At 36.7% G+C, this 381-nt stretch carries 1 protein-coding gene; it reads left to right on the top strand.

Annotation, left to right across the window (positions count from 1 at the left end):
* The first annotated feature begins 35 nt into the window (after positions 1-35).
* Positions 36-350: a hypothetical protein gene (locus ACP45E_RS19945; protein WP_017038356.1), complete on the top strand. Its 315-nt coding sequence runs from the start codon at positions 36-38 to the stop codon at positions 348-350.
* Positions 351-381 lie beyond the last annotated feature (31 nt).

Below are 381 nucleotides of genomic sequence, written 5' to 3'. Positions count from 1 at the left end.
CAAACGTGTTATGCAGGCGTTATACAAATACAGGGATGAAAATGGAAATTACAGTTAAGAAAATATCGAAAAGGTCTCTTTTCAAAATGCTCTTTATCGGCTTTAGCCTAAGCTTCTTTGTTTTCTTTTTAATGTGTGGAATCGCATCCATATTCGGTGCGGAGACTGTAAAGTGGGAAGAAACACCAGTAACAGGGGTGTCAGGTCTGTTACTAGCATTAGCGATGTGGCCAATATTTAGTTTTTTCCTAGCATTGTTTATGTGGTGCTTTGTAGCATTTGGTTTGTGGATTTACTCTTTAGCTAAACCGCTTAATCTAGTCTTTAAAGAGACAGCACAATCCAATTAACCATTTGTATAACAAAGCATTTAAGAGTGAT

The organism is Vibrio genomosp. F10 str. 9ZD137, from assembly GCF_049974785.1.
GTDB lineage: Bacteria > Pseudomonadota > Gammaproteobacteria > Enterobacterales > Vibrionaceae > Vibrio.
Note: the sequence above shows the minus strand (reverse complement) of the source record. Positions and strands in the feature narration are given on the sequence as shown.